Below are 21464 nucleotides of genomic sequence, written 5' to 3' on the forward strand. Positions count from 1 at the left end.
TCAGGCCGCCGACCGGCGCCGTTCCGCGGCGGTGCGGCTCTCCAGTCCCGCGACGAACTCCTTGAGCCAGGCCACGAATTCGGGACCCAGGTCGTCCCGCTCGCAGGCCAGCCGGACCACCGTACGCAGATAGTCGGCCTTGTCGCCGGTGTCGTAGCGCAGTCCGTCGAAGACGACGCCGTGCACCGTGCCGCCCGCGGCCAGTTCCTGCAGGGCGTCGGTCAGCTGGAGCTCGCCGCCGCGGCCCGGCGGGGTGCGCTCCAGGGTGTCGAAGACGGCCGGGTCGAGGACGTAGCGGCCGATGACGGCGTAGGTGCTCGGCGCGTCCTGGCGCGAGGGCTTCTCCACCAGGCCGGTGACCCGGACCACGTCGTCCTCGCCGGTCGCCTCCACGGCCGCGCAGCCGTAGAGGTGGACCTGCTCCGGAGCCACCTCCATCAGGGCGACGACGCTGCCCGAGTACTGGTCGCGGACGTCCAGCATCCGGCTGAGCAGGGTCTCGCGGGGGTCGATCAGGTCGTCGCCGAGCAGAACGGCGAAGGGCTGGTCGCCGACGTGGCGGCGGGCGCACAGGACGGCGTGGCCGAGGCCCAGCGGTTCGCCCTGGCGGATGTGGTGGATGTTGGCCAGCCGGGCCGGATCGCGCACGGAGTCCAGCCGTACGGTGTCTCCCTTGGCGGCGAGGGCCTGCTCCAGCTCGAAGGCGTTGTCGAAGTGGTCCTCGATGGCCCGCTTGTGGCGGCCGGTGACCATCAGGACGTCGTCCAGCCCGGCCGCGGCCGCCTCCTCGACGACGTACTGGATGGCCGGCTTGTCGACGACCGGCAGCATCTCCTTGGGCGTGGCCTTGGTCGCGGGCAGGAAGCGGGTGCCGAGCCCGGCGGCGGGGACGACGGCCTTGGTGACGGTACGGACGGAGGCGGGGGCGCTCGTGGCGTGGGGGGCGATCATGCGGCCCATGCTGGCCGACGCGGATGAGAGCGCCCCGGGAGAAACCTCGGAGGACGCTGTGGGTCCGGCCGGACGGAACGTCAGAACTTGAAGGTTTCGTGCGCCGGTCGCCTTTTTCCCCACACAACTTGGCGGCGGTGCGACCGTTTTATCGAATGCCGGTGCGGATACCGCGGGTAACTTATCTGAACTTTCGCGGTTTTGAACTTCGGTCACTCGAACTTCTTGTTTCCCATGCATCAATTGTGCGAAAGTGAACGGCCCTATAGCGGTCCCGGCACTTGACGCGCATAGGTACGCACCAATCAGGTCCCCGCTTTTCGGTGAACCCGCGAATTCCGTACGTCTTCCTGCGGCTTGGAAGGAATCGGTTCAGTGCAATCCCCTTACCCCCCACGTCCCCCCTATCCGCCGCGTCCCGGATCGGGTCCGGGAGAGTCCGACCGCAACCTCGTCGCACAACTGAACCGCGGTGCCGCGGGTGTCCACGCGGGCGCGTTGCTGCTGGCCAGGCACTGGCGAGCGGCATATGACTACGCCGTCGTCTGTCTCGTCGGAGCGGACGACCCGGCGTCCATGGTCACGGCCGCCGCATTCCATCGGGTGCTCGACCGGCCGAACGGCGGCGCACTGCGGCCGCAAATTCTGATGGCGGTGCGCGAGATCGTCAAGGAGTGGGTCGCCGACGACCGCATTTCCCTGGTGCTGCCGGAACTCCGCAAACCGACCGGCGGCCGTGGGCTGCGGGCCGCACGGTCCGTGACGCCCGAAAGGCGGCAGCTCGCCGAACGGGCATTCAGGGCTCTTCCGGGGGCCTCCCAATGCCTGTTGTGGCACGCCGAGGTCGAGGCGGAACCCATAACCATACCAGCCGGTCTGCTGGGCGTGGACGCGCCCACCGCGGCGGTCGCTCTGGAGCAGGCGCGCGAGCAATTCCGGGTCGGCTGTGTACGCGCCCACCGGGAACTCGCGCCCGGCCGGGAATGCCGCTTCTACAACCGGCTCCTCGACGTCCCGATACGCCGCGGGGGCGCCCTGCTCCCGGACGTCCAGCAGCATCTGGCGGAGTGCCGCTACTGCCGGCACGCCGCCGAGCAGCTCAGCCACTTCGAGGGCGGTCTCGACGTGCTGCTCGCCGAGACCGTGCTCGGCTGGGGCGCACAGCGCTACCTCGACTCCCGGCCCGGACGCGGCGGGGACCGACTGGTGCGACCGGGCAGCCCCGGCGCCCGGCCCCCGGGCGGCGGCCGCCACCGCCCCGCTCCCTCGGCCAAGCGCGCCACGGTCATCGCCCTGGGCGTCGGAGTGACGGCCCTCGCCCTGCTGGTGACGGTTCTCGTGGCCAAGGGCTGGACCGACGACAACGGTGTCCCGGCTCCCCACGCCACCTGGGGAGCGCAGATGCACTAGCCGACGGGGTCACCCTGCTCGGGGTGGCCCCGCCCTCCTTTGCCGTCGGCGCCCGCACCGTTCCTTTTCCTGTGCGGGCGCGCCGCCGTGCCGCAGGCCTACGTCGGACGCTCGCCCGACCTCCGACTCGACCAGGCGGTACGGGTGTTGGGCGCTACGGCAGGCTCGAGCTCCGAGCGGGGGAGCTGCGGCGCGTCCGCGTGGAAGTCGCCGCACGCACATTGTCCTCATCGGATCCGAAGCGCCACGATGGGTGCTCGGCACCGATCGGCGCTCCCTCGGGGCGGACCTCTCCCTCAGGACCGCCTCCAAGGGCGGTGACACCCTCAGCACCACCGTGCGCAAGGAGCACCACTGCGACCTCTGGGACCGCCTCGCCGCCGGCTGACCCGGTAGGCTTCCCGGCGTGCACCCCCGTGCGGCGCACGCCGGGAACACGGCGAATTGAGGGTCACGAACCGGGAGGAACCGGCTTTGCACGTCCAGGAGTGGCTCGACACCGTGCCGGCCGCGGCCGTCTACGCCGTGGTGGCGCTGGTCATCGGTCTGGAGAGCCTGGGCATCCCGCTGCCCGGCGAGATCGTCCTGGTCTCGGCGGCCCTGCTGTCCTCACAGCACTCGGGCGTCAATCCCGTGATCCTCGGCGCCTGCGCCACCCTCGGCGCGGTCGTCGGCGACTCCATCGGCTACGCCATCGGCCGCAAGGGCGGCCGGCCGCTGCTGGCCTGGCTGGGCGCGAAGTTCCCCAGGCACTTCAGCGAGGGGCACGTGGCCACGGCCGAGCGGTCCTTCGAGAAGTGGGGCATGTGGGCCGTCTTCTTCGGCCGCTTCATCGCCCTGCTGCGGATCTTCGCCGGTCCGCTCGCCGGTGTGCTGCACATGCCGTACTGGAAGTTCCTGATAGCCAACGTCCTCGGCGGCATCTGCTGGGCGGGCGGCACGACGGCGGTCATCTACTACGTCGGCATCGTCGCCGAGGACTGGCTGAAGCGCTTCTCCTACCTGGGCCTGGTGGCCGCGGTGCTCGTCGGCCTGGCGTCGATGCTGGTCATCAGGCGCCGGGCGAAGAAGGCGGCACAGCAGCAGGCGGCCGAGCCCGAGCCCGTCCCGGCCGCCGACTGACGGCTACGGCTTCTCGTACAGCTCGCCGTGGGCCGTCGCCAGTGACGCGTACAGCGTTCCGTTGAGGGTGACGCCCTCGCGCTCCTCGTCCGTCAGCTGCCGCTTGACCTTCGCGGGGACACCGGCGACCAGTGAGCCGGGCGGCACCTGCATCCCCTGCGGCACCAGCGCCTGCGCGGCGACCAGCGAGCCCTCGCCGATCACGGCCCCGTTGAGCACGGTCGCCCCCATCCCGACCAGGCAGTCGTCGCCGACGGTCGCCCCGTGCACCACCGCGTTGTGACCGACCGACACGCGCTGCCCGATGCTCACCGGGAACCCGGGGTCGGCGTGCAGCGTGCAGTTGTCCTGGATGTTGGCCTGGGCCCCGACGGAGATCCGCTCGACGTCGCCGCGCAGCACCGCCCCGTACCAGACACTCGCTCCGGCTTCGAGCGTCACGTCCCCGATCACCGAAGCGGTCGGCGCCACGAACGCCTCCCCGTCGATCTTGGGCTCCCTGCCGCCGATACCCCTGATCAGCGCCTCGTGCGTCATCGGTCTCTCCTCCTCGTCGGTACAGCACGCACCGTAGGCGATGAGCCACCACGGGAGCGCACCGGGCCACGCGTCAGCCCCTGAGGGACAGGGAGGGGGCCGCCGCGAGCCGTGGGCGGCTTCCTCACGTGGGCGCGCCGTACCGGTCACGGTCCGTGGAGGCGGCGTCAGGTGCCGGCCGTGTTCTCCGGCGCCGCCGGGCGGGTCCAGTCGCCGCCCGGCGGAGTCGCCGCGGTACCCGTCGGGTGCCCGTCGTCCCTCACGGGCGTCCACTCCGCACCCGTCCGCTCGCGGTAGGCGGCGACGGCCGCTTCGACGGTCGGGAAGAAGTGGGCGGGGTCGATGGTGCGGGTCAACTCGTAGCGCTCGATCTTGCGCCGCACGGGATCCTTGAGCTCGGCGAACACCAGGCTCGTGCCCCGCTCGTTGAGCGCCTCGTCCAGCTCCTCCAGCTCGTCGGCCGCGGTGGTGTCCACGTCGGTGATGGGTTCGGCCGCCAGCACCACCCAGACGGGCGCCGGGTCCGCGACGGCCAGCCGCATCACCTCGTGGCGGAACGCCTTGGCGTTGGCGAAGAACAAGGGGCCGTCGAAGCGGTGGATCACCAGGCCCGGGAGTTGCTGGGCCTCGGGGTAGGACCGCACGTCGTGGTAGCCGGGCAGCCCCGGCACCCGCCCCAGCACGGTGTTGTACGGCCACCACGCCCTGCGGAAGACGTTGAGGATCGACAGGCCGACGGCGACCGCGATGCCCGGGAGGACACCGAGCAGGGCCACGCCGAGGAAGGCCGCGATCGACAGCATGAACTCCGCCCTGCGCTGTTTCCACAGCCGCGCGGTCCCGGGGAGGTCGGCCAGCGAGAGCGAGGCGGTGATGACCACCGCGGCGAGGGCCGGCTGGGGCAGGTTGCGGAACAGCCCCGGCAGAAGGACGAGCATGAGGACGATCAGCCCCGCGCCGACCACGCCGGTGAGCTGGCTGCGGGCCCCGGCCCGCTCGGCCACGGCGGTGCGTGATCCGCTGGTGCTGACGGGGAACCCCTGGAACAGCCCAGCGGCGATGTTGGCCGCGCCGATCGCGGTCATCTCCTCGTTGCCGCGCACCTGTTGACCGGTGCGGGAGGCGAAGGCCGAGGCGTTGGAGATGGTGTCCGCCAGCGAGACCACGGCGATGCCCAGGGCTCCGGCGCACAGCGGGGCGAGATCGTCGAGCCGGACGTCGGGGAACGTCAGCGGCGGGAATCCGCGGGGCAGTTCACCGACCAGGCTCACCCCGTGCTTGCCCAGGTCGAAGGCCGAGGCGGCCGCGATGGACAGCACCACCATGACCAGGACGGCCGGCACCTTGGGCAGCCGGCGTTGCAGGACCAGGATCAGCACGATCCCGGCGCCTCCCACGGCCACCGCGGCGGGCACGGCCTTGCCGTCGGCCAGCCCCCGGACGAAGGCGTCGAACTCGCCGATCAGCCCGTCGGCGTCCGTCTTGAAGCCGAACAGCTTGGGCAACTGGCCGATCAGGATGGTCAGCGCCAGCCCGTTCATGTAGCCGATCATGGTGGGCTTGGAGATGAGATCCGCGATGAAGCCCAGCCGGCACACCCCGGCGAGGACCGTGATGGCGCCGACCATCAGCGCGAGCATCGAGGCGAGCGCCACCGCCCGTGCGCTGTCGCCGCCGGAGGCGATCAGGGGCACGAGCGTCGCCGCGATCATCGGCCCCAGGGAGGAGTCCGGGCCGAGCACCAGGATGCGTGACGGCCCGAAGACCGCGTAGGTCAGCAGACAGAGCACCGAGGTGTACAGACCGGTGATCGCCGGCAGCCCCGCCAGCTCGGCGTAGGCCATGCCCTGCGGCACCAGCAAGGTGGTCAGCACCACGCCGGCGACGACGTCCTTGACCAGCCAGTCCCGCCGGTAGGCCAGGAGGATGCGCAGCCCCGGCGGGACGAAGCGGGCCTTGGTGTCGTCACCCGGCATGGCGGTCCTCCAAGGGCGTGCGGCGGCTCAGCCGGTCGGCAGGGCAGCCGTGGGCCGGCGCCGTCGGGCGATGGCCTTGCCCGCCTCCCACAGCCCGAGCAGCGCGAGGGCCGGCAGCAGCGCCCATCCGAACTGCCCCAGGGTGAGGGGAGTGGTGCCCAGCAGCCGGTTGAAGACGTCGGTCTGGGTCGCCAGCACGGCGAGCACGAACTCGCCGAACACCGCCCGGTTCATCTGCCGGCTGTCGAAGGTCGACGTCGTCAGCACCGTCTCGGTCTCGCTGCGGCACTCCAGGGCGGCCACGATCAGGCAGAACGCGAACGACGTGAACGCGATCGAGTTGCCGACGGCCGCGCTGTCGAAGCGCGTCTCCCCGAGCTTGATCATCGACAGCAGGCCGATGGTGATCGCCAGTCCGGCGAGGCCCACCGTGACCATGAGGCGGTTCGTCATCACCGGTTCGCCGCGCGGCCTCGGCCGGCGCTCCATCAGCCCGGGACTGACCTGGTCGAAGCCCAGGGCGAAGCCGAAGGCCGCGTTCACGAAGAAGTGGATCCACAGCACCTGGGGCGGCGTGAACGGCTCCCCTCCCGCGATGTCGAGCAGGGACGCGCCGAGGAAGGTCAGGACGAACACCACCAGCAGCACCAGCACGAAGCGGATGTACTTGGTGAGGTTGTCGTAGATCTTGCGGCCCTGCTCCACCGCGAAAACGATCGTGGCGAAGTTGTCGTCGGACAGGATCAGCCGTCCGGCGTTCTTGGCCACCTCGGTGCCCGAGCCCATGGCGATCCCGATGTCGGCGGCCTTGATGGCGGGGGCGTCGTTGACGCCGTCCCCGGTCATCGCCACCACGTCACCCTTCTTCTTCAGGGTGTCGGCGAGCAGCACCTTGTGCTCGGGGGCGACCCGGCCGATCACGCCGATGCCGTCGATGCGCTCCAGCCGCTCCGCCTCGGAGAGGGCGGCGAAGTCGGACCCGAGCATCGCCTCTCCCTCGATGCCGACCTGTTCGGCGATGGCGGCGCCGGTGATGACGTCGTCACCGGTCACCATGCGCACCCGGATGTTGGCGGCCTGGGCGCCCGCCACCGCCTGTTTGGACTCCTCGCGCGGCGGATCCTCCATGCCGACCAGGCTCGCCACCTGAAGGTTCTCCACGTGGGCGAGCAGATCGTCGGCCGAGAAACCGGCCGGGTCCAGGTCGCGCACGGCAGCGGCCATCACGCGTCGGCCCGCCCGCTCCATCCGCTCCATCTGCGCGTGCGCCCGCTTGTCGAGGTCGGCGTCCCAGGGGATGGACACGCCGGCGGAGAGAGCGGTGGACGCGCGTCCCAGCACCGCGGGCGCCGCGCCCTTGACGAAGCAGCGGACGACGGGCCGGCCGCGGCCGTCCGTGGCCGCGTTGAAGGTGGCCATCAGCTTGTACGAGGGGTCGAACGGCAGGGTGGCCAGTCGCGGGAAACGTTCGCGCGTCGCCTCGACGTCGAGTCCGGCCTTGTGGCCCAGGACCAGCAGCGCGCCCTCGGTGGGATCGCCCAAGACCTTGCCGTCCACCAGCTTGGCGTCGCTCGCGACGAGGTAGGGCAGGATCGCGTCCTCGATGTCCGGCGAGCGGCCGGCGGCGTGGTGCACCCTGCCCTCCAGGCCGTAGCCGGTGCCGGAGACCGTGTAGCGGTCGAAGGCGTCCACGACCTCCACGGCGGTCATCTGGTTCAGCGTCAGCGTGCCGGTCTTGTCGGAGTTGATCGCCGAGGTGAAGCCCAGCGTCTCCACCGACGGCAGGTCCTTCACGATCGCGTGGTGGTGTGCCAGGTCGAGTCCGCCGAGCGACAGGATCGTCTGGGTCACCGTGGGCAGCGCCTCGGGGACGGCCGCGATCGCCAGGGAGACGGCGCTGACGAACAGCGCGTCCCAGGCCTCGCCCCGGCTGCGTCCCAGGACGAACATCACGATCATGGTCAGCCCGGCCGCGCCCGCGATCCACAGGGTCAGCCGGTCGAGCTCCCTGGTCAGCGGCGACGCCTCCCGCGGGGTCGCGGACAGCATCCCGGAGATCTTGCCGAGTTCGGTGCCGGACCCCGTCGCGGTGACGATCATGGTGCCGCTGCCGTGGGTGACGGGGGTGTTCATGAACGCGGTGTTGGTCCGGTCGCCGGGGCTCAGTCCTTCGCCCCGCACCACCGCGGTGTCCTTGGCTGCGGGTGTGCTCTCGCCGGTCAGCGCCGACTCGTCGATCTGCAGGGCGCTCGCCGCGACCAGCCGGCCGTCGGCGGGCACGTCGTCCCCGGCGGTGATCAGCACGACGTCCCCGGCCACGACCTGCTCGGCGGGGATCTCGGTCTCCGTGCCGTCCCGCCGGACCCGGGCGGTCGCCTGCATCATCGACTTCAGGGCGTTCATGGCGCTGGCCGCCTTGCCCTCCTGGCGCATCCCGATGACCGCGTTGAGCACGGTCAGCACCAGCAGGAGCACGGCCGTGGCCCACTCCTGGATCAGCAGCGACACGATCGCCGCGGCGACCAGGATGATCTGCATGTAGCTGCGGTACTGCTCGAGCACCCGCCGCCACCGCGGGGGCGGCTTTTCCTCCGGCAGCGCGTTGGGGCCGTCCCGGGTGAGCCGCTCGGCGGCCTGTGCGGAGGTGAGGCCGACGGCCGGGTCCACGCCGAGCGCCACGGCCACCGCCTCGGGCGACCGCTCGTACCAGGTGCGGGCCGGCTCGGCGTCGTCGCGTGGACCGCCGGTGGAGGAGGTCGAGGAGGTCATCGCCGGTCACGTCCCTTCCGGTCGTCCGCGACCGGCGCCGCGTACGGGTCGGCCGCCGCGCCGGGCGGTGCCGCGGCCACCAACTCCTCCTTCACCACGAACAGTTCGTGCCGGGCCTTCTCGCCGACCTCGGGGTACTGCGGATCGATGTCGATCAGGGTGTGGGCGAGCACCGCGGCCGCGCAGATGCGCGCGAACCACTTGTGGTCCGCGGGGACCACGTACCACGGCGCCCATTTCGTGCTGGTGGCGGAGAGCATGCGGGAGAACGCCCTCTGGTAGTCGTCCCAGAAGGACCGCTCACGCGCGTCGGCGGCGGAGAACTTCCAGTTGCGCTCGGGCACGTCGATCCGTTTGAGGAAGCGGACGCGCTGCTCCTCCTTGGACAGGTTCAGGAACAGCTTGACGATCCTGAAGCCGTTGTCGTGCAGATAGCGCTCCCAGTCGTTGATCTCCCGGTACCGCCGGCGCCACACGCCCTTGCGGCGGGCCCCGTCCGGGAGCCGCTGGCGGTCGAGGTGCTCCGGATGCACCCGGACCACCAGCACCTCCTCGTAGTGCGAGCGGTTGAAGATGCCAATCTCCCCGCGCCGGGGGAGCCGGCGGGCATACCGCCACAGGAAGTCGTGGTCGAGCTCCTCGTCGGAGGGCACCTTGAAGTTCGACACATGGACGCCCTGCGGATTCACCCCGCTCATGACGTGCCGGATCGTGCCGTCCTTGCCGCCGGCGTCCAGCGACTGCAAACACATCAGCACCCCGTATCTGCCTTCGGCGGCCAGGCGACGCTGATAGTCGGCCAGCAGGGTGACACCGGTGCGCAGCAGCTCCCGCCCGTCCTTCTTGCCGCCGATGCCGGCCTTGAAGCCGGGATCGAAGTCCCTGGACAGGTCGACCTCCGATCCCGGCTTCACCCGCAGCGGGGCGATGAACTCGGCGATCCGCTCGGCTCGTTCGTCCGACATGCGCCACCGTCCTCCGCTCTCAGTACGTCGTGTCCCGCTCCACCACGCACAGGCCCCAGATGACGAAGGCGTACAGCGCGATCATGGTCAGCGACCAGAACGGGTAGTACGGGAGGGACAGGAAGTTGGCGATGATCAGCAGCGATGCGATGGCGATGCCCATCACCCGTGCCCAGGTCGCCGCCCTGGTCAGTCCGATGCCGACGCCGACGGCGATCACGCCGAGGACCAGATGGATCCAGCCCCAGCTGGTCAGGTCGAACTGGAACACGTAGTTGCGGGTGTTGACGAAGACGTCGTCGTTCGCGATCGCCATGATGCCGCGGAAGACATCGAGGATGCCGCACATGATCAGCATCACGCAGGCGAATGCCGTCAGACCGCTCGCCGCGGCCAGGGCGCCTTCCGAGCGGTGGTGCTTCGGGGTGGTCGTGGCCATGTCTGGACCTCCGTCGGGGACGGCCGCCGGTGGCGGCCCTTGTCACGATTCGTACTCCGCGCCAGGGACGGCCGCGTCACCTCGTACGGGTGAGGGCGGCGTCAGAACCGGTGGTAGCGGACCGAGGTGGCCACGGCGACGTCCTGGAGCGACGCGCGACGCCGGCTGAAGGGGATCCAGAACAGTCCGACGGGGAACACGAGGCACAGCACGGCCCGCAGCAACGCCCGCGGGACGCCGAGCAGCCGGCCGCCGCGGCCGGTGACCCGGAGACCCATCAGCCGGTCGCCCACGGTGCCTCCGGTCGTCGCCCAGCAGACGGCCAGGTAGAGCACGGCGAGGATCCAGCCGGTCACGCCCGTCAGCCAGTCGGCGAGGTCCGGCATGCGGAACGGCGGCCCGGTGACGAGCAGCCGGAGCGCGGCGTACGCGAACTGCGCGGCCAGGCCGATGCCGGCCACCACCAGCACGTCCACCAGAGCGGCCAGGCACCGTGTGACGACCCCGGCGGCGTCGCCGTACGGACTCCGCTCCCGGCTCGCCGGGCTCATGGCGCCGGTCCGAGCGACCCCCCGCGACCGTCGGCCCGGGTCGTGTCCGGCACCCGCCGCCCTTCGTCGCCGTCGCTGCCGCCGTCGGCCAGGGCCGTCTCTCGCCCGTGCGGCACCGCGTCGCCGCCGGCCCGTGTCGTCTCCCGCGCGTGCGGGCCCCCGTTGCCGTGGGCCCCTGGAGGCTCCGGTGCGGGCCGGTGCAGCAGCCGGTCGGCGACGCGGTTGACGATGTGGTCGGCCCGCGCGCTCCGCAGCCGCAGCGCGTCGACCGTCTCGTCGGCCATGCCGCCGCTGGTCTCCCGCACGATCCGGCCCAGGTCGATCTCCTCCAGCACGGCTCTGGTGAGCGTCACCAGGTCGACCCGGGCGATCACCCCGTCGATGTCAAGGCGCGCGGCGATCCGGTCGACGTCGACCCGCGCCGCGATACGGTCCAGGTCGATCCGCCCCGCCACCGCGTCCACGTCCAGCCGCGCGGCCACCCGGTTCACGTCCACCTGCTCGACGATCCGGTCGACGTCCACCCGTCCGATGATCCGGTCGACGTCGACCCGCTCGATGATCCGGTCGACGTCCACCTGGTCCGCGAGGGCGTCGACGTCGGCCCGGCCGGCGACCCGCATCACGTCCACCCGGTCGGCGACCCGGTTCACGTCGAGGCGGTCGGCCAGGTCGTCGAGGTCGAGGCGGTCGATCACGGCGGCCGTCAGGGTGCGGATCAGCCGGTCCGTCACGTAACCCGCGGTGGACAGTCCGAACCGCGCCGCGCGCTCTATCGTGCGGCGGGGGTCGATGAGACGGAGCAGGGTCACCCGGTCATCGCACCACCGCCCCGCCACGGCCGCCTCATCCGCTACGGGTGAACCGCGCGGAGGCTGCCGTGCCCTCGGTGGGGCGAAGATCACAGCACCACGGCCTCATGGGCGCGCGGCGTGCTGAGTACGGTGACTCCGTGCCGAAGAGCAAGAACACGTTCTCATCCTGGCGGCGTCGCCTCACACAGCGCGCCGTCCACGCGGGCTGGGCCTGGGTGCAGCGCACGGGCTCGGTGACGGCCGAGAGCCCCGGCCGCTTCCGCTTCGGCTCGATCGGCGCCCACACCCGCCTGGCCTTCCCGCTCGGCACGGTCTTCGGCGAGCCCTGGATCCACCTGGGCTCCCACTGCATCGTCGGCGAACAGGTCACGCTCACCGCCGGCCTCATGCCCGACCTCGACCTCGGCCCCGAGCCGATCCTGCGCATCGGCGACGGCGTGGTCCTGGGCCGCGGCAGCCACGTCATCGCCGACACGACGGTCACCATCGGCAGCGACTGCTACTTCGGGCCGTACGTGTACGTGACCTCGACGAACCACTCGTACGACGATCCGCACGAGCCCATCGGCAAGCAGTGGCCGCGGATGGAGCCCGTGGAGATCGGGCCGGGCTGCTGGATCGGCACCGGCGCGGTGATCCTGCCGGGCGCGCGGATCGGACGGAACGTGGTCGTGGCCGCGGGGGCGGTCGTGCGGGGCGTGGTGCCCGACCACGCCGTGGTGGCCGGGGCGCCCGCCCGTGTCGTACGGCGCTGGACGGCCGCCGACGGCTGGCAGCCGCCGCTCAGGACGCCGGCGCCGGTGCCGCTGCCCGACGACATCACATCCGAGCAGCTGCGCGCGCTCTCGGCGCTGGACGAGGAGACGGCCGCGAGGCTCGCCGAAATCGACGAGGAGACGGTGGCCCGGCTCGCCCAACTCGACGCCGACGCCTGACCGGCACGTCTGACGGGCACGTCTGACGGGCACGCCTTATGGGCCGGCTCAGCCCGTCGCCAGCAGGAGCGTGCCGACCAGGGCGAGACCGGCGCCCGCCGCCTGCACGCCCCGCAGGCGTTCCCGCAGCACCCCGCGCGCGGCCAGGGCGGTCACCACCGGGTACAGCGAGGCGAGTACGGCGGCGACGGTGACCGGGCCGTGCTGGGCGGCGACCGAGTACGTGCCGTTCGCCGCGACGTCCGCCAGCCCGACGAAGCCGAGGGCCGGCAGGGAGGCCCAGGGGAAACGGCCGTCGGGGAGCGCCTCGGCGCCCCGCTTCACGGAGGCGTACAGGGCGACACCGCCCGCGGCCACGTTCGTCAGCCGCTGCACGAAGAGGGCGAGGAACAGGCCGGTGACCGTCGTGGAGGCCTCCGCGATCAGCGCGAACACCGCGCCGAAGCCGAGTGCCGCGATCAGGGTGAGCACGATGGCCTGCCGCCGCACGGCCGCGCCCCCGCGCTGCGGGCCGCCCGCCAGGACGACTCCGACGACGGCCACCGCGATGCCCGCGACCTGCACCAGGCCGGGACGCTCGCCGAGGAAGAGGCCCACCCCGACCGGTACCGCCACGCTGAGGGTGGCCAGCGGGGAGACGACGCCCATGGGGCCCAGGGCGAGCGCCTTGTAGAAGGAGATCATCGCCACCGGTCCGGCGAGGCCCGCCGCGAACGCGAACCACAGCCGCGGGCCGGCCTCGCTCCAGCCGCCCGTGGCCGCCACGATCGCGCCGAGCACGGCGGCGGCGATCGTCTGCGAGACGACGACCACGGTGAGCGCGGGCAGACGCCGCGTCAGCAGTCCGCCGCCGAAGTCGGCCAGGCCCCACAGCAGGCTGGTGGCCAGGGCGAAGAGTGCTGTCACGGTCTGCCTCGCAGTACAGTTCGGTGAACGATCGGGTGCACCCCACCGTAGTTCAATGGAGTGAACTCTGTCATCCAGAATATTGACCTCGACCGGCAAGGCATTGGACGGAACGTGTCGGATCTCGATCTGCTGACCCAGTCCCTCGCGCGCAACGTCAAGCGCTGGCGCAACGAGCGTGGCTTCACGCTGGACACCCTCGCCGCCCGCGCCGGGGTCAGCCGCGGGATGCTCATCCAGATCGAGCAGGCCCGCACCAACCCGAGCATCGGCACGGTCGTCAAGATCGGCGACGCGCTCGGGGTCAGCGTCACCACGCTGCTCGACTACGAACAGGGTCCGAAGGTCCGCATCGTCCCCGCCGACCAGGCGGTACGGCTGTGGCACACCGACGCGGGCAGCTACAGCCGGCTGCTCGTGGGCACCGAGGCGCCCGGTCCGCTGGAGATGTGGGAGTGGCGGCTGATGCCGGGCGAGGGCAGCGCCTCCGACCCGCACCCCGCCGGCACGGTCGAGCTCGCCCATGTGACCGAGGGCGAGCTGACGGTCACCGTCGACGGCGCCGATCACCGAGTCCCGGCCGGAGCCAGCGTCACCTTCGAGGCCAACGCCCCGCACAGGTACGGCAACACCGGCACCGTCCCGGTGGAGTTCGTGCTCACCGTCTCCGTCCCGCCGGTGCGCTGAGCGGTCCTGTTAGCGTGCGGTCATGGACGCACCCATCGGACGCTTCGACACCGCGCTGCCCGCCCCCGACGCCCTCGACGAACTGACCGACCCGGTCGCCGACGCCGTACTCCACTGGCGCGGCAGCGTCCCCGCGGAGCAGATCGTGTACGTCGACACCGACCCGCAATGGGCCGACACCACCGTCTTCGTGCAGCACTACGGCCAGGAGCTGCTGGAGCGGTCGGCGAACTGCGTCGTCGTGGCGGGCAGGCGGGGCGGCGAGACGACCCTGGCCGCGTGCGTGGTGCTCTCCACCACCCGGGCCGACGTCAACGGTGCGGTGCGGCGCCAACTCGGCGCCCGCAAGGCCTCCTTCGCCGCCATGGACGTCGCCACGGGGGAGACCGGCATGGAGTACGGCGGCATCACCCCGATCGGACTGCCGGACGCCTGGCCGGTGCTGGTGGACTCGGCCGTCGTCGACCTGCCGTACGTCCTGGTGGGCAGCGGACGCCGGCGCGGCAAGCTGCTGGTGCCGGGCAAGGCGTTCGCGGAACTGCCGGGAGCGGTGGTGCTGGAGGGGCTGGGCGTGGCCTGACCGCCGTCAGGACGCCGATCTCCGGCCCAGGTACTGCTCCGCGAACGCGGCCGCGGCGGCGGGCGACTCGAAGAGACGGCGCAGCCGGGCCAGGGTGGTGCCCGCCCGGTAGGCGTCCCCGGAGGACGCGCCGTGGTACACCTCCGACAGCCACTGCGAGAACTCCTGGTAGTCCCACACCCGGCCGAGACAGGCCGCGGAGTAGCCGTCCAGTCCGGCCGCGTCGCCCTTGGTGAGGTACGCGACGAGGCCGTCGCCCAGCAGGAACGCGTCGTGCAGGGCGAGGTTCATGCCCTTCGCCGCGATGGGGGCGGTGAGGTGGGCCGCGTCGCCGGCCAGGAACAGCCGGCCGAACACCATCGGTTCGACCACGTGGTTGTGCATGTCGAGAACGCGCTTCTCGATCAGCCTGCCCTCGGTGAGCGGCGGCCGGTCGGCGGCGCCCAGGCGTTCCTGCAGCTCCGCCCAGACCCTGTCGTGCGACCAGTTCTCCGGGTCGTCGCCGGGCGGGCACTGGAGGTAGTAGCGGGTGACCTCCGGGCTGCGGGCCATGTGCCCGGCGAAACCGCGCGGATGGATGCCGAACACCACGCAGTCGCTGGACGGCGGCGCCTCGGCGAGCAGCGCCAGCCAGCCGACGCCGTAGTCGTGCCGGGCGATCCGGGCGCCCTGCGGCAGCACGGTCCGCGTCACTCCGCGCGCCCCGTCGCAGCCGGCGACGAAGTCGCAGTGCACCAGGTGCCGTTCACCCGTGGCGGGGTCGGTGTACGACACCGTGGGGCGGTCCGAGTCCAGCCCGTGCAGCTGCACGTCCCGCACGCCGAACCGGATGGCGCCGCCGCGCACGTCGGCGTACCCGCGCACGAGGTCGGTCACCAGCAACGGCTGCGGATAGACGTAGTGGTGATGCCCCGTCAGTTCGTGGTAGTCCAGCCGGTATCGCTCGTGGCCGAACCGGAACTCGCACGCGGTGTGCAGCTGCGCGCGCTCCAACAGGCTCTCCGCCAGCCCTCGTTGCTCCAGTCCGCGGACGGCCCACTCCTCCAGCACGCCGGCCCGGGGCCGCCGTTCGATGAACTCGCGCGTCTCCGTCTCCAGGACCAGGCAGTCGACCGAGGCGGCCCGCAGGATGTTGCCGATGGTGAGGCCGGCGGGTCCCGCGCCCACGATCACGACCGGAAAGCGGCGCGCGGACGGGGACGCGGAGTGGGGTGCGAGGGAGGTCACCGGAGCATTATGACGGTGGACCGTCAGACGCTTCGTGCGCAGCGGAATCCCGTGTGCCGACCGGAGCCGTCCGGTGCGTCGGCGCTGCGGTGCCCGGTCCGCGGCACGTACCTGTGGCCGCCCCGGTGCCCCCGTGCGTCCCGTCAGCCGAGTCGCGGGATCTCGATGGCGGGGCAGCGGTCCATGACCATGTCGAGACCGGCCGCGCGGGTGCGCTCGTACGCGGCCTCGTCGACGACGCCGAGCTGGAACCAGACGGCCTTGGCGCCGATGGCGGCCGCTTCGTCGGCGACCGATCCGGCGAGGTCGCTGTTGACGAAGACATCGACGACGTCGACGTCGAAGGGGATGTCGGCGAGGGAGGCGTACCCCTGCTCGCCGTGCACCGTCTCCGCCTTGGGGTGCACGGGCACGATGCGCTTGCCGAAGCGCTGGAGGACGTCGGCGACGCCGTACGCCGCCCGCCTCTCGTTCGTCGACAGGCCCACGATCGCCCAGGTGTCGCCGAGCTCGGTGAGGATCTTGCGGACTGTTGCTGAGTCGCCGTACACGCTCGGTCTCCTCGTGAATCCGTGAAGGCTTGCGAAGCCGACAACAGAGCGGGGAGCGCGGTGATTCCTCCGGTGCGGTGAGAGCGTGGCCCGGTGCGCGGGCCACGCTCCCCGTCGGCCCTACCGCTGGGTGTAGATGAAGCCGATCTTGTCGACCGCGTCGCCGGAGCGTCCGTGGAAGCCCGCGATCTGCCAGCCGCTCGGGGCGGTACGGGTCACGCAGTCGGAGGTCGTGGTGCCGCCGGCCAGGGTGCGGCCGAGGTTGGTCGTGTACTTGGCGTAGAAGATCCGTGTGTGGCCGTTGTACTGGTCCTGGCAGAGGTAGGCCGAGGTGACGTACTCGCCGCTGCCGAGGGTGAGGGAGGCCGCGGTGCCGCCGGTCCCGCCGTGGGCGAGCGTGGTGCCGTTCGCCAGGGTGAGGCTCATCTGGTCGACGCGGGAGCCGGAGCGCAGGCCGATGGTGGTGGCGCGGGCGCCGGCCGGCACGCTGTCGATGTCGTTGTAGTAGTCGCCGTGCGGGCCGCCGAACTGGTCGCTGAGCTGGAAGGCGGAGTTGCGCGACCAGGTGAAGCCGACGGTGATCGGGTCGTGGTCGGAGAGCATCAGCCCGTCGGAGGTGAGGAACTTGGCGTGCTCGTTGTTGTACGAGGTCGCGTTCAGGGACACGAGCTTGCTGCCGCGGTAGAGGACCTTGTCGACCACCTCGCAGGTGTTGGGCACGGTGGCCCCGGACTGGTCGCAGACCAGCGCGTCGCTGCCCTTGGCGGGCGGGGTGCCGCCCCGTATCAGCTGCACCCAGGCGTCCGTGAGGCCGTTGGCGGAGGCGAACTCGGCGATGGTGTCGGCCGAGCGGGTGTAGCGGGTGTTGGTGTCGCCCATGACCACGACGGCGTTGCCCGCCGAGTGCGCCTTGATGAAGGCGGTGAGCTGGTTGAGGTTGTCGGCGCGGGAGGCCTCGTCGCCGTCGTTGGTGCCGGCGTTGGTGTGCAGGTTGTAGAAGTCGACGTAGACGCCCTCGGCCAGACGTTCGCGCATGAAGGTGAAGCCCTTGGGGGTCAGGCAGTCACCCGAGTCGACCTGGCAGGAGTTCCAGTGGACGCGCTCGAAGTCGTCGGTGTCGTACGGGATTTTGGACAGGGTGTTCAGGCCGCTGCCGATGCCGGCGCCGCCGCTGGTGGGGGTGCGGTAGGCGTGCGCGGTGTCGGCTGCGTAGAGGTACGCGTGGTAGTTGAAGTCCTCCTCGACGTGGACGATGTCGTAGGGCGCGATCCGCTGGCCGATGGCGGTGGTGCTGGTGTCACGCGGCGTGGAGGCGCTGGAGAGGCTCTCGGGCAGGCCGGCGACGTTGTAGCTGAGGACGCTGAAGGAACCCGAGTCCGCGGCGGCCGCGGAGGGGGCGGCCGCGGTGAGCCCGCCGAGCGTGGCGGCGGCCGCGGCCAGGCAGGCGAAGAGTCTGCGCATGGGGTGTGTCTCCTGTGGAGGGAAAGCGGTTGCGGTGAGGAGCGTGACAGAAGTTACCGCCGGTTACCCCAGGCCTGTCGAGTGTTTGGACGCTCTTTCACAGGAGTTGCCTGCCGTACACGGGCGGTTCGGACGACGGTCGAGGGCGTTGCACGTACCGGGGCGCGCCCTCACCTCACGCGCGCGTGCCGTCCGTCGCCCCCGGCATGACCGGACGGGAGACGCGACTCGCGCCCCGCGATCGGTTGTTTGTCGCCGCCTTGTCCCGAATCCGTGCCGGATGCCTGCGCCCGGCCGTTCCGCCGCCTACGCTCACTCCGTGCTGCGCATCACCGACGCCCGAACCGGCGAGTCCCTCGAGGCCGCCCCCGCCCGCCGGGGCCTGACCCGGGTCGAGGCCCACACCGCGGGGGCCGACACCGGCGCCCTGCGCGTGCTGCTCGTCGCCGACCTGCTCGTGCGAGCCCTCGAACTCGGCGGCACCCCCGTGTGGTCCGTGCTGATCTGCGAGCGGGACCGGGCCGAGTTGCAGGCCGGGGCAGCCACGCTCGGCATCCGCCCCTTCGAGGACAGCCGGGACGTGGGTTCCGGGCTGGGTGAGGCACAGGTCATCCATGTCGTCGCGGAGGGGAGCGGGACGCCCGACGGGCCCACGGTCGCCGTCGCCCCGGTCCACGGCACGGCCGAGGGCGCCGACCCGACCGCCCTGCGCCTCGCCCTGCTCGCCCGGGACCGCGCCGCACCGGCCACCCTCGACCCGGCCGGCCTCGACGAGGCCCGCGCCACCCTCGCCCGATGGCGCGGCCGCGTCGCCGCCTGGGCACGGCAGCCGTCCCGGCCCATTCCGGACGAGGCCCGGGCCCGGCTGCGTGCCGCGTGGGAGGACGACCTGGACGTGCCCGCCGTGCTCGACACCCTGACCTGGGTGGAGACTTCGCCGGACCTGCCGGACGGCGCGCGCTTCGAGACGTACGCCTACGCCGACCGGCTCCTCGGCCTCGAGCTCATGCGCGACCTGGGAGCCCCGGCGTGATCGCGCGCATGGGCGCGGGGCCGCTGCGCCGGCTGGTCGTGCTGCGGCACGCCAAGTCCGCCTGGCCGGTGGGCGTCCCGGACCACGAGCGGCCCCTCGCACCGCGCGGCCGCCGGGACGCCCCGGCCGCGGGGCGGGCCCTCGCCGAGGTCGACTGCCTGCCCGATCTCGCCCTGTGCTCCACCGCCGTACGCGCCCGTCAGACCTGGGAACTGGCCTCGGCCCAGTGGGGCACGCCCCCGCCGGTACGGCGGGACCCCAGGCTGTACGCCGCCGAGGTGGCCGACCTGCTGGAGGCCGTGCACGAGGTGTCCCCGGAGGTCGAGACGCTGCTGCTGATCGGGCACAACCCCGGACTGGAGGAACTCGTCCTGGAACTCGCCGGGGACGGCCTCGACGACGCCCTGGACGAGGTGCGCACGAAGTTCCCGACCTCGGCGATCGCGGTCCTGGCCTGGCACGGCACCACCTGGCGGGCGCTCGCCCCGGGCACGGCGCTGCTGACGAGCATGATCGTGCCCCGGGGGAGGAAGAAGGGCGACGGGAAGGGCTGAGTCAGCCCACGCGCACGTGTGGCCGACGCTGCGGATCCGGCTCGGCACGCCTGAGCACCTCCCGGGTGACGGGAGCGACCTCGCCGTCCCCGAACACCAGGAACCGGATCAGATGGCTGACGGGGCCGCCCTCCGTCCAGCTGAAGTAGGCACTGGGCACCTCGCCGGTGCGGTCGCGCAGCTCCAGCAGCACGGCCGCGATCGTGTTGGGCACGGTCGGTCCCTGTACGCGCAGCCTGCGCACGCCGTGCTTCTCGTCGCCGTGCACGGTGATGTCCGACGTGAAGTCGGAGGAGTCGCGCACGAAGACCTCCAGGAACAGCAGCGGGCCGCCCTCGGGGATGTGGGTGTGGGCCCGCTGGTCGTACTCCTTGGCGCGGTACTCCCGGGTGCTGTGCTCCTGCGGCTCGTTCGCGATGAGCCGGAGCGGACCGCTGCGCGCGGCCTCCTCGACGAACCGGGCCGCCGTCTCGTCGAACGTCACCGCGGCGGCACGCAGTTCGAACGCCCGGTGCACCCGCGAGCCGAACGACGTCACCAGGATCGCCACGATGAAGATCAACGCGATCTTGAGGCCGTCCGGCCGTTCGATGACGTTCGTGACCAGGGTGTACGCGAACACCGCCGTGATCAGCCCGAAGCCCGCCGTCGCCGCCCGGTGGCCCCGCCGGTGCACGGCGACCGTGGAAGCGAACGACGCGGACAGCATCAGCACCAGCACACCCGTCGCGTACGCGCCGCTCTGCGCGTCCACGTTCGCGTCGAACCACAGCGTGATGCCGACGGCGGCCACCATGAAGACCAGCACCAGCGGCCGCACGGCCCGCGTCCACTCGGGCGCCATGCCGTAGCGCGGCAGATAGCGCGGTACGAGGTTCAGCAGGCCGGCCAGCGCGGAGGCGCCCGCGAACCACAGGATCGCGATCGTCGACATGTCGTACACCGTGCCGAACGCCTGGCCGAGGTGCTCGTGCGCGAGATAGGCGAGCGCGCGCCCGTTCGCCGGGCCGCCGCTCTTGAAGTCCTTCTGCGGGATCAGGATCGTCGTCGCCAGGCTGGACAGCAGCAGGAAGCAGCTCATGATCACGGCGGCCGTGGTGAGCAGCTTGCGGGTCTCCCGGATGCGGCCGGACGGCTTCGCGTACGTGTCCGTCGGATCCCCCTCGACCTGCGGCATCACCGCCACACCGGTCTCGAAGCCGGACATGCCGAGCGCCAGCTTCGGAAACACCAGCAGTGCCACGCCGACCATCGCGAGCGGCGAGGAGTGCGCGGCGGTCAGCGCGTCGGTCCAGTTCCCGATCCGCACCGGATGGCTCAGCACCTCCCAGACGGAGACGGCCAGGACGACGACGTTGAGGGCCAGATAGGTCCCCACGAGAACCACGGCGATCCCGATGGCCTCCCGGAACCCCTTGAGGAACACCGCGCCCAGCGCACCGACGAGGGCCAGCGTGATCCAGAGGTTGCCGCCCTCCAACCAGTGCGGGGCGAAAGGGTTCTCCACGACGTGCGCGGCGGCGTCCGCGGCCGACAGCGTGATCGTGATCAGGAAGTCGGTCGCCGCGAACCCCAGCAGGACCAGGACGAAGATCTTCCCCGACCACCACGACAGCAGCCGCTCCAGCATGGCGATCGACCCCTCGCCGTGCGGGCTCTCGTGCGCGACCCGCCGGTAGACCGGCAGCGCGCCCAGCAGGGTCAGCGCGATCAGCACCAGCGTCGCGACCGGGGAGAGCAGGCCCGCGGCGAGCGCCGCGATGCCCGGCTGGTAGCCGAGCGTGGAGAAGTAGTCGACACCCGTGAGACACATCACCCGCCACCACTTGTGGCCCTCGTGCTCGGGGCGCGGGGTGGCGTGCGGTCCGGGGTGCCGTGCCGACTGCTCGCTCAGCCCCTCCAGCAGCCACGCCCGGAAGCGGGACCCTGTGGAGGAGGACGCGGATTCGCCGGGATCGGTGGTGCCGGGGCTGTCCACCTCGGTGCCGGTCATGG

The 21464-nt window shown here is 71.7% G+C and carries 20 protein-coding genes and 1 pseudogene; 8 read left to right on the plus strand and 13 right to left on the minus strand.

What is annotated here, in order from left to right; genetic code table 11:
- Entirely contained in the window at positions 1–951 is a 951-nt protein-coding gene (galU, locus tag ACIGDI_RS05130) for a UTP--glucose-1-phosphate uridylyltransferase GalU (RefSeq protein WP_399890702.1), read from the minus strand.
- Positions 952–1326: 375 nt separating this feature from the next.
- Between galU and ACIGDI_RS05135 the strand changes: the two are divergent.
- From ACIGDI_RS05135 to ACIGDI_RS05145, 3 genes and pseudogenes are all read left to right on the plus strand, one after another.
- A pseudogene (locus ACIGDI_RS05135) lies at positions 1327–2349 on the plus strand (hydrolase); the annotation flags it as partial.
- Between the two features lie 265 nt (positions 2350–2614).
- Positions 2615–2749, plus strand: coding sequence for a hypothetical protein (locus ACIGDI_RS05140; RefSeq protein WP_399890705.1), 135 nt, complete (start codon positions 2615–2617; stop codon positions 2747–2749).
- 86 nt (positions 2750–2835) lie between these two features.
- Entirely contained in the window at positions 2836–3483 is a 648-nt protein-coding gene (locus ACIGDI_RS05145) for a DedA family protein (protein WP_142150111.1), read from the plus strand.
- A 3-nt stretch (positions 3484–3486) separates the two neighbouring features.
- On the opposite strand, the gene ACIGDI_RS05150 is transcribed toward ACIGDI_RS05145, so the two are convergent.
- From ACIGDI_RS05150 to ACIGDI_RS05180, 7 genes are all read right to left on the minus strand, one after another.
- Complete coding sequence (locus tag ACIGDI_RS05150; protein WP_272178748.1) at positions 3487–4020, minus strand: gamma carbonic anhydrase family protein; 534 nt, start codon at positions 4018–4020, stop codon at positions 3487–3489.
- A 167-nt stretch (positions 4021–4187) separates the two neighbouring features.
- On the minus strand, positions 4188–5996 hold the full coding sequence (locus ACIGDI_RS05155; protein WP_399890709.1) for a SulP family inorganic anion transporter: 1809 nt from the start codon (positions 5994–5996) through the stop codon (positions 4188–4190).
- 27 nt (positions 5997–6023) lie between these two features.
- Entirely contained in the window at positions 6024–8765 is a 2742-nt protein-coding gene (locus ACIGDI_RS05160; protein ID WP_399890712.1) for a cation-translocating P-type ATPase, read from the minus strand.
- Positions 8762–9730 (minus strand): polyphosphate kinase 2 family protein, encoded by a 969-nt coding sequence (locus tag ACIGDI_RS05165; RefSeq protein WP_399890715.1) that lies wholly within the window; start codon positions 9728–9730, stop codon positions 8762–8764. Before ACIGDI_RS05165 ends, ACIGDI_RS05160 begins: the two co-directional genes overlap by 4 nt.
- Positions 9731–9749: 19 nt before the next feature.
- On the minus strand, positions 9750–10169 hold the full coding sequence (locus ACIGDI_RS05170) for a hypothetical protein (RefSeq protein WP_399890718.1): 420 nt from the start codon (positions 10167–10169) through the stop codon (positions 9750–9752).
- Positions 10170–10270: 101 nt separating this feature from the next.
- Positions 10271–10720, minus strand: coding sequence for an RDD family protein (locus tag ACIGDI_RS05175; protein ID WP_399890721.1), 450 nt, complete (start codon positions 10718–10720; stop codon positions 10271–10273).
- Positions 10717–11532 carry a hypothetical protein gene (locus ACIGDI_RS05180; protein WP_399890724.1) on the minus strand — a complete coding sequence of 272 codons (816 nt, stop codon included), beginning with the start codon at positions 11530–11532 and terminating at the stop codon, positions 10717–10719. Before ACIGDI_RS05180 ends, ACIGDI_RS05175 begins: the two co-directional genes overlap by 4 nt.
- A 140-nt stretch (positions 11533–11672) precedes the next feature.
- On the opposite strand from ACIGDI_RS05180, the gene ACIGDI_RS05185 reads away from it, so the two are divergent.
- Entirely contained in the window at positions 11673–12470 is a 798-nt protein-coding gene (locus tag ACIGDI_RS05185) for an acyltransferase (RefSeq protein ID WP_399890727.1), read from the plus strand.
- Positions 12471–12518: 48 nt separating this feature from the next.
- On the opposite strand, the gene ACIGDI_RS05190 is transcribed toward ACIGDI_RS05185, so the two are convergent.
- On the minus strand, positions 12519–13376 hold the full coding sequence (locus ACIGDI_RS05190; protein WP_399890729.1) for an EamA family transporter: 858 nt from the start codon (positions 13374–13376) through the stop codon (positions 12519–12521).
- Positions 13377–13490: 114 nt separating this feature from the next.
- On the opposite strand from ACIGDI_RS05190, the gene ACIGDI_RS05195 reads away from it, so the two are divergent.
- Both ACIGDI_RS05195 and ACIGDI_RS05200 read left to right on the plus strand, forming a co-directional pair.
- Positions 13491–14063: a helix-turn-helix domain-containing protein gene (locus ACIGDI_RS05195; RefSeq protein WP_399890732.1), complete on the plus strand. Its 573-nt coding sequence runs from the start codon at positions 13491–13493 to the stop codon at positions 14061–14063.
- A gap of 22 nt (positions 14064–14085) precedes the next feature.
- Positions 14086–14643: a YbaK/EbsC family protein gene (locus ACIGDI_RS05200; protein WP_399890735.1), complete on the plus strand. Its 558-nt coding sequence runs from the start codon at positions 14086–14088 to the stop codon at positions 14641–14643.
- A 6-nt stretch (positions 14644–14649) separates the two neighbouring features.
- Here the strand turns inward: ACIGDI_RS05200 and ACIGDI_RS05205 are convergent, their stop codons facing one another.
- From ACIGDI_RS05205 to ACIGDI_RS05215, 3 genes are all read right to left on the minus strand, one after another.
- Entirely contained in the window at positions 14650–15870 is a 1221-nt protein-coding gene (locus tag ACIGDI_RS05205) for a 4-hydroxybenzoate 3-monooxygenase (protein ID WP_399890738.1), read from the minus strand.
- Positions 15871–16013: 143 nt separating this feature from the next.
- Positions 16014–16421 carry a CoA-binding protein gene (locus ACIGDI_RS05210; RefSeq protein WP_399890740.1) on the minus strand — a complete coding sequence of 136 codons (408 nt, stop codon included), beginning with the start codon at positions 16419–16421 and terminating at the stop codon, positions 16014–16016.
- Between the two features lie 120 nt (positions 16422–16541).
- Positions 16542–17882 carry a jacalin-like lectin gene (locus ACIGDI_RS05215; RefSeq protein WP_399890743.1) on the minus strand — a complete coding sequence of 447 codons (1341 nt, stop codon included), beginning with the start codon at positions 17880–17882 and terminating at the stop codon, positions 16542–16544.
- Positions 17883–18162: 280 nt separating this feature from the next.
- Here ACIGDI_RS05215 and ACIGDI_RS05220 point away from each other — a divergent pair, with 280 nt between their 5' ends.
- Positions 18163–18915 carry a hypothetical protein gene (locus ACIGDI_RS05220; protein ID WP_399890746.1) on the plus strand — a complete coding sequence of 251 codons (753 nt, stop codon included), beginning with the start codon at positions 18163–18165 and terminating at the stop codon, positions 18913–18915.
- Positions 18912–19469, plus strand: coding sequence for a SixA phosphatase family protein (locus ACIGDI_RS05225; protein WP_399890749.1), 558 nt, complete (start codon positions 18912–18914; stop codon positions 19467–19469). Before ACIGDI_RS05220 ends, ACIGDI_RS05225 begins: the two co-directional genes overlap by 4 nt.
- Before the next feature lies 1 nt (position 19470).
- Here ACIGDI_RS05225 and ACIGDI_RS05230 read toward each other — a convergent pair whose 3' ends face one another.
- Complete coding sequence (locus ACIGDI_RS05230; protein ID WP_399890752.1) at positions 19471–21462, minus strand: amino acid transporter; 1992 nt, start codon at positions 21460–21462, stop codon at positions 19471–19473.
- Between the last annotated feature and the right edge of the window lie 2 nt (positions 21463–21464).

The sequence above is a fragment of the Streptomyces sp. NPDC085900 genome (assembly GCF_044540925.1).
Lineage (GTDB): Bacteria > Actinomycetota > Actinomycetes > Streptomycetales > Streptomycetaceae > Streptomyces > Streptomyces gilvifuscus.